The 6,145-nt window shown below is 64.0% G+C and carries 6 protein-coding genes; 5 read left to right on the forward strand and 1 reads right to left on the reverse strand.

From position 1 onward, the window contains the following. Positions 1-116 precede the first annotated feature (116 nt). Positions 117-743 (reverse strand): TetR/AcrR family transcriptional regulator, encoded by a 627-nt coding sequence (locus tag M1L58_RS17640; protein WP_154884752.1) that lies wholly within the window; start codon positions 741-743, stop codon positions 117-119. Positions 744-854: 111 nt separating this feature from the next. On the opposite strand from M1L58_RS17640, the gene M1L58_RS17645 reads away from it, so the two are divergent. The 5 genes from M1L58_RS17645 (at position 855) to nrdF (ending at position 6,120) form a co-directional block, all read left to right on the forward strand. Further along, positions 855-1,412 carry an NAD(P)H-dependent oxidoreductase gene (locus M1L58_RS17645; RefSeq protein ID WP_248659878.1) on the forward strand — a complete coding sequence of 186 codons (558 nt, stop codon included), beginning with the start codon at positions 855-857 and terminating at the stop codon, positions 1,410-1,412. A 416-nt stretch (positions 1,413-1,828) separates the two neighbouring features. Then, positions 1,829-2,065 (forward strand): redoxin NrdH, encoded by a 237-nt coding sequence (locus tag M1L58_RS17650; protein WP_248659879.1) that lies wholly within the window; start codon positions 1,829-1,831, stop codon positions 2,063-2,065. Positions 2,066-2,290: 225 nt separating this feature from the next. Next, a complete protein-coding gene (gene nrdI, locus M1L58_RS17655; protein ID WP_006865648.1) occupies positions 2,291-2,755 on the forward strand; it encodes a class Ib ribonucleoside-diphosphate reductase assembly flavoprotein NrdI in 465 nt (154 codons plus the stop codon). A gap of 98 nt (positions 2,756-2,853) precedes the next feature. Further along, positions 2,854-5,049: a class 1b ribonucleoside-diphosphate reductase subunit alpha gene (gene nrdE / locus M1L58_RS17660; RefSeq protein ID WP_248659880.1), complete on the forward strand. Its 2,196-nt coding sequence runs from the start codon at positions 2,854-2,856 to the stop codon at positions 5,047-5,049. Positions 5,050-5,115: 66 nt separating this feature from the next. After that, positions 5,116-6,120, forward strand: coding sequence for a class 1b ribonucleoside-diphosphate reductase subunit beta (gene nrdF / locus M1L58_RS17665; protein ID WP_006865650.1), 1,005 nt, complete (start codon positions 5,116-5,118; stop codon positions 6,118-6,120). Positions 6,121-6,145: the final 25 nt, after the last annotated feature.

The following is a 6,145-nucleotide window of genomic DNA, read 5'->3' on the forward strand; positions in this document are numbered from 1 at the left end:
GCTTTCTCGAGATCACCGGCCGGCGCTGGCGCGGCCGGCCAGACACCAGGCTAGAGGGCGACCGACGGCGGCGCGCGACGAAGCCACGGTGATGACGCCGGCCGGTCGAGTGGAGGTCAGTGTGAACCGCGGGAGGTCACGAGCGCGGTGACCATCTCCTGCCACTGGGTGGTGATGGTCTCCAGATCGAGGCCGACCTCGACCATCAGAAAGCGCACCGATCCGGCGGCCAGCGGAGCCTGCACGGCAAGCGACATGAAGTCCAACTCATCGGCGAACCCCAACTGCCGCAGCAAGATCTGAACATGCTGCGTGGACGCGCGGCCCACCGGGTGGGTCATGAAGTCGTCACCGGCCGCCCCGGCCTCGAGGAGGATGTCGAGGTGGTCGCAGGTGAGTTTGAGTCGGGCTCGGCCATAGGCCAGCAGCCGGTCGAGCGGCGGCGCGCCGGGACCCAGCGGTTCGGGCCCGGACAGGTAGGCCTGCTGCATCTCCGATTCGGAGTGGTCGAGGAGTGCCAGCATCAGTCCGGTTCGGTTGCCGAAGCGGCGGAACACGGTGCCCTTGCCGACGCCGGCCTCGCGGGCGACCGCCTCCATGGTCACCGCGGCGGCACCGTGGTGATCGATCAGGTTCTTGGCGGCAGCCAGCAACAGACGCCGATTGCGTGCGGCGTCGGCACGTTCGGTCCCCGAGGTGTTGAAAGAGATATGGAGCGGGGAGTGGTCTGGCCCGTTCGGCACGTGATGAGGGTAACTCTTCGCCGCTATCGGGAATCAATCGGACTCGGGTCCGGTTGCTGGCTTCGTATCCACCGCCCTCGCCGGGCCGGTGCCCTCGTCGAAAGGAATGTCATGTCGGATCGAGTCGTCGAACTGGTAGCCCTCGTCGGAAGCCTGCGCGCTGCCTCCGTGAACCGTCAGCTGGCCCAGGTCGCCGCCGACAACGCCCCCGCCGGTGTCCACATCACCGTCGTCGACCATCTCGGTTCGCTGCCGTTCTACAGCGAGGACGTTGACGTCGAGGGCACCCTCGACGCCGGTGTGATCGCCCTGCGCGAGGCTGTCGCGAAGGCGGACGGTGTGCTCATCGCCACCCCCGAGTACAACGGCACCATCCCCGCCGCGCTGAAGAACGCCATCGACTGGCTCTCGCGCCCGTACGGAAACGGCGCCCTCAACGGCAAGCCCGTCGCCGTCCTGTCCGCCGCGCTCGGCCAGTACGGCGGCCTGTGGACCCGCGAGGACACCCGTAAGTCGGTCGGCATCGCCGGTGGCCGCGCGATCGAGGAGGCCGACCTCGGTCTGCAGATCCCGGCGCTCCCCGAGGGTGGACTGACCGATCCCGCGATCGTGGAGAAGGTCGTCGCCTCCGTCGCGCGCATCGTCGACGAGGTCGCCGTCAGCGTCTGATCCGTCTCTTCCGTTTTCGTCGACGCCGCGTCGGATACATGCCCGGCGCGGCGTCGTCCTTTCGTGCGCACATTTAGAGGAATGGCGACCTGGTGCTTGTGGACTGCCGGTGCACACGTTGTGGAGGACCCCTGGACAACCTGTGAGCGACACGCCGGACGCAAGCGTGACACGCCGGAATTTATGATCCTGCACCCGCCCGACCTGCATGTCTTCCACCAATGTTATTCACAACCTCTTGTGGTGCCCAGAAATGTCAGCCACTAGGTGTAGTGTTTGCACTACCAGTCAGGCGGACAAGAGGAAGCGGATCTACTCCTCCGGAAACGCCAGGAAGACGGTGACCCAGATCACCATCTTCACGCTGGGAAACTGCACGTCACTGGCGATTCCAACGACCCGAGGGGAACCACTCGATGTCTTCCATCACCGTCTACACGAAGCCGGCATGTGTCCAGTGCAACGCCACCTACAAGGCTCTCGACAAGCAGGGTCTGTCCTACGAGATCGTCGACATCAGCCAGGACCCGGAAGCCCGTGACTACGTCATGGCGCTCGGCTACCTGCAGGCTCCGGTCGTCGTCGCCGGCGACGTGCACTGGTCGGGCTTCCGTCCCGACCGCATCAAGGCGCTCGCCACCGCTGCTGCCTGATCGCCCGCAGTCTGCCGTCACCATCGACCCCGACGCGGGTGTGATCCGAAGGGGAAGCCGGATCCGCCGCGTCGGGATGTGACAGCCGAGATGAACGTGGCCATCGGCCCCGACGGGGAAATGGTCACGACGGTTCCGGTGTTGGAACCACCAGGCGTCCCGAGCGCGGACGCAACGAACAATCGTCATCACAATCGGTCATCGTCAGCAGGGTTGGAGGGAGACATGTCGGCCACCTCGCCGTTGATCGTCTACTTCTCCTCGGTCTCCGAGAACACCCACCGGTTCGTCGAGAAGCTGGACATGCGTTCCGTGCGCATCCCGCTGACCGGCGCAGCAGGTGAATTCGGTGTCGACGAGCCGTACGTGCTGGTCTGCCCGACCTACGGGGGAGGCAAGGCGACGGGGCAACCCGGCGGCTTCGTCCCCAAGCAGGTCATCCGCTTTCTCAACGACGAACACAACCGATCCCTGATCAGGGGGGTGATCGCGGCGGGCAACACGAACTTCGGTGAGGAGTTCTGCTACGCCGGCGACATCATCTCGCGCAAATGTCGCGTGCCCTACCTGTACCGATTCGAACTGATGGGCACCACCGACGACGTCGACCGCGTCCGCGCTGGACTGGCCGACTTCGCCCAGAGCCCGGCGTTCGCAGGTGGTGTGTCGCTGCACGCCACCCCGGCCTGACGTCCGCCCAGCGCGTCGCCACCGGACTGTCACACCCCGCCCATACTCTGCCCACGAGGCACTTGGTAAGCCCCCACTAACCGCAGGAGTCATCTGTCGTGTCGCCCACCGCCGCCGCCGTCTCGGACACCTCTTCAGCAAGCAAGTCGGGCGTGCATGCCGGCCCGTCGGGTCATGAACCCGGTGAGCTCGACTTCCATGCGCTCAACGCGATGCTCAACCTGTACGACGCCGACGGCAAGATCCAGTTCGACAAGGATCGCGAGGCCGCACGCCAGTACTTCCTGCAGCACGTCAACCAGAACACCGTGTTCTTCCACGACCTCGACGAGAAGCTCGACTATCTCGTCGAGGAGAACTACTACGAGCCCGAGGTCCTCGACAAGTACGACCGCGAGTTCGTCAAGGGCCTGTTCAAGCACGCCTACGACAAGAAGTTCCGCTTCCCGACGTTCCTCGGCGCGTTCAAGTACTACACGAGCTACACGCTCAAGACCTTCGACGGCAAGCGCTACCTCGAGCGTTTCGAGGACCGCGTCTGCATGGTGGCGCTGACGCTGGCCGACGGCGACACCGCCCTCGCCCGCAACCTGGTCGACGAGATCATCTCCGGTCGCTTCCAGCCGGCCACCCCGACCTTCCTCAACTCGGGCAAGAAGCAGCGCGGCGAGCCGGTCTCGTGCTTCCTGCTCCGCATCGAGGACAACATGGAGTCGATCGGCCGCTCCATCAACTCGGCCCTGCAGCTGTCCAAGCGCGGTGGCGGAGTTGCGTTGCTGCTCTCCAACATTCGTGAGCATGGCGCCCCGATCAAGAAGATCGAGAACCAGAGTTCGGGTGTCATCCCGATCATGAAGCTGCTCGAGGACTCCTTCTCCTACGCCAACCAGCTCGGTGCGCGTCAGGGCGCGGGCGCGGTCTACCTGCACGCCCATCACCCCGACATCTACCGCTTCCTCGACACCAAGCGCGAGAACGCGGACGAGAAGATCCGCATCAAGACGCTGTCGCTCGGCGTGGTCATCCCGGACATCACGTTCCAGCTGGCCAAGAACAACGACGACATGTACCTGTTCAGCCCGTACGACGTCGAACGCGTCTACGGCGTGCCGTTCGCCGACGTCAACGTCACCGAGCGCTACCACGAGATGGTCGAGGATCGTCGTATCCGCAAGACCAAGATCAAGGCGCGCGAGTTCTTCCAGACCCTCGCCGAGCTGCAGTTCGAGTCGGGCTACCCGTACATCATGTTCGAGGACACGGTGAACCGGTCGAACCCGATCGACGGCAAGATCACCCACTCCAATCTGTGCTCGGAGATCCTGCAGGTCTCGACGGCGTCGACCTTCAACGACGACCTGTCCTACTCCCATGTGGGCAAGGACATCTCGTGCAACCTGGGGTCGCTGAACATCGCCAAGACGATGGACTCGCCCGACATCGGCCAGACCATCGAGACCGCCATCCGCGGACTCACCGCGGTGAGCGACCAGACCTCGATCACCTCGGTGCCGTCGATCGAGCACGGCAACAACAACTCTCACGCCATCGGCCTCGGCCAGATGAACCTGCACGGCTACTTGGCCCGCGAGCGCATCTTCTACGGCAGCGACGAGGGCATCGACTTCACGAACATCTACTTCTACACGGTGCTCTTCCATGCACTGCGTGCGTCGAACCGGATCGCCCGTGAGCGCGGCCAGGCGTTCACCGGCTTCGAGAAGTCGAAGTACGCGTCGGGTGAGTTCTTCGACAAGTACACCAACAAGGTGTGGGAGCCGGAGACCCAGAAGGTGCGGGACATCTTCGGGCAGGCCGGGATTCACATCCCGACCCAGGACGACTGGCGTGAGCTGAAGGAGGCCGTCCAGCGCGACGGCATCTACAACCAGAACCTGCAGGCCGTTCCGCCGACCGGTTCGATCAGCTACATCAACCACTCGACCAGCTCGATCCACCCGGTCGCGGCCAAGATCGAGATCCGCAAGGAAGGCAAGATCGGTCGCGTCTACTACCCGGCGCCGTACATGACGAACGACAACCTGGAGTACTACCAGGATGCGTACGAGATCGGGTACGAGAAGATCATCGACACCTACGCCGCGGCGACGCAGCACGTCGACCAGGGCCTGAGCCTGACACTGTTCTTCAAGGACACCGCCACCACGCGCGACGTCAACAAGGCGCAGATCTACGCATGGCGCAAGGGGATCAAGACGCTGTACTACATCCGTCTGCGTCAGATCGCCCTCGAGGGGACCGAGTTGGAGGGCTGCGTGTCATGCATGCTGTGACCCCCTGCGCCACCGCACCTTTCATCACTTCCGGCACCCACACCCCCCGTTAGACGAGGAACAGTCATGACCTCCACCGAAAGCCACAGCCCCGCCGACGGCGCCCCCATCAAGCTGGTCAGCCGGGTCTCGGCGATCAACTGGAACCGCGTCCCCGACGAGAAGGACGCCGAGGTGTGGGATCGCCTCACCGGCAACTTCTGGCTGCCGGAGAAGGTGCCGGTGTCCAACGACATCCCGTCCTGGGGCACGCTGACCGAGTACGAGAAGCAGCTCACCATGCGGGTCTTCACCGGCCTGACGCTGCTCGACACCATTCAGGGCACCGTCGGCGCGGTGTCGCTGATCCCGGACGCCACCACTCCGCATGAGGAGGCGGTGCTCACCAACATCGCGTTCATGGAGTCGGTGCACGCCAAGTCCTACAGCTCGATCTTCTCGACCCTCTGCTCCACCAAGGAGATCGACGAGGCCTTCCGCTGGTCGGAGGAGAACGAGAACCTGCAGCGCAAGGCGCGCATCGTCATGGACTACTACCGTGGCGACGACCCGCTCAAGCGCAAGGTCGCCTCGACGCTGCTCGAGTCGTTCCTGTTCTACTCGGGCTTCTACCTGCCGATGTACTGGTCGAGCCGCGCCAAGCTCACCAACACCGCCGACCTGATCCGCCTCATCATCCGCGACGAGGCCGTCCACGGCTACTACATCGGCTACAAGTACCAGCGTGGCCTCGAGACCCAGACGCCGGAGCGTCGTCAGGAGCTCAAGGATTACACCTTCGAGCTGCTGTTCGAGCTGTACGACAACGAGAGCGACTACACCGAGGCGCTCTATGACGAGGTCGGGCTCACCGAGGACGTCAAGAAGTTCCTGCGCTACAACGCCAACAAGGCTCTGATGAACCTCGGCTACGAGGCGATGTTCCCGAAGGACGAGACCGACGTGAACCCGGCGATCCTGTCGGCACTGTCGCCGAACGCCGACGAGAACCACGACTTCTTCTCGGGGTCGGGCAGCTCGTATGTCATCGGCAAGGCCGTCAACACCGAAGACGAGGACTGGGACTTCTAGTCCCCAGCCGATTTATAGCCCGAAG

Source organism: Gordonia sp. C13, assembly GCF_023218005.1.
Classification (GTDB): domain Bacteria; phylum Actinomycetota; class Actinomycetes; order Mycobacteriales; family Mycobacteriaceae; genus Gordonia; species Gordonia namibiensis.

What these genes read in the sequence shown, in the direction of transcription:
- nrdI (WP_006865648.1), top strand. Translation starts at nt 2,291, where the DNA reads ATGTCGGCCACCTCGCCGTTGATCGTCTACTTCTCCTCGGTCTCCGAG.
- nrdF (WP_006865650.1), top strand. Translation starts at nt 5,116, where the DNA reads ATGACCTCCACCGAAAGCCACAGCCCCGCCGACGGCGCCCCCATCAAG.
- M1L58_RS17645 (WP_248659878.1), top strand. Translation starts at nt 855, where the DNA reads ATGTCGGATCGAGTCGTCGAACTGGTAGCCCTCGTCGGAAGCCTGCGC.
- M1L58_RS17650 (WP_248659879.1), top strand. Translation starts at nt 1,829, where the DNA reads ATGTCTTCCATCACCGTCTACACGAAGCCGGCATGTGTCCAGTGCAAC.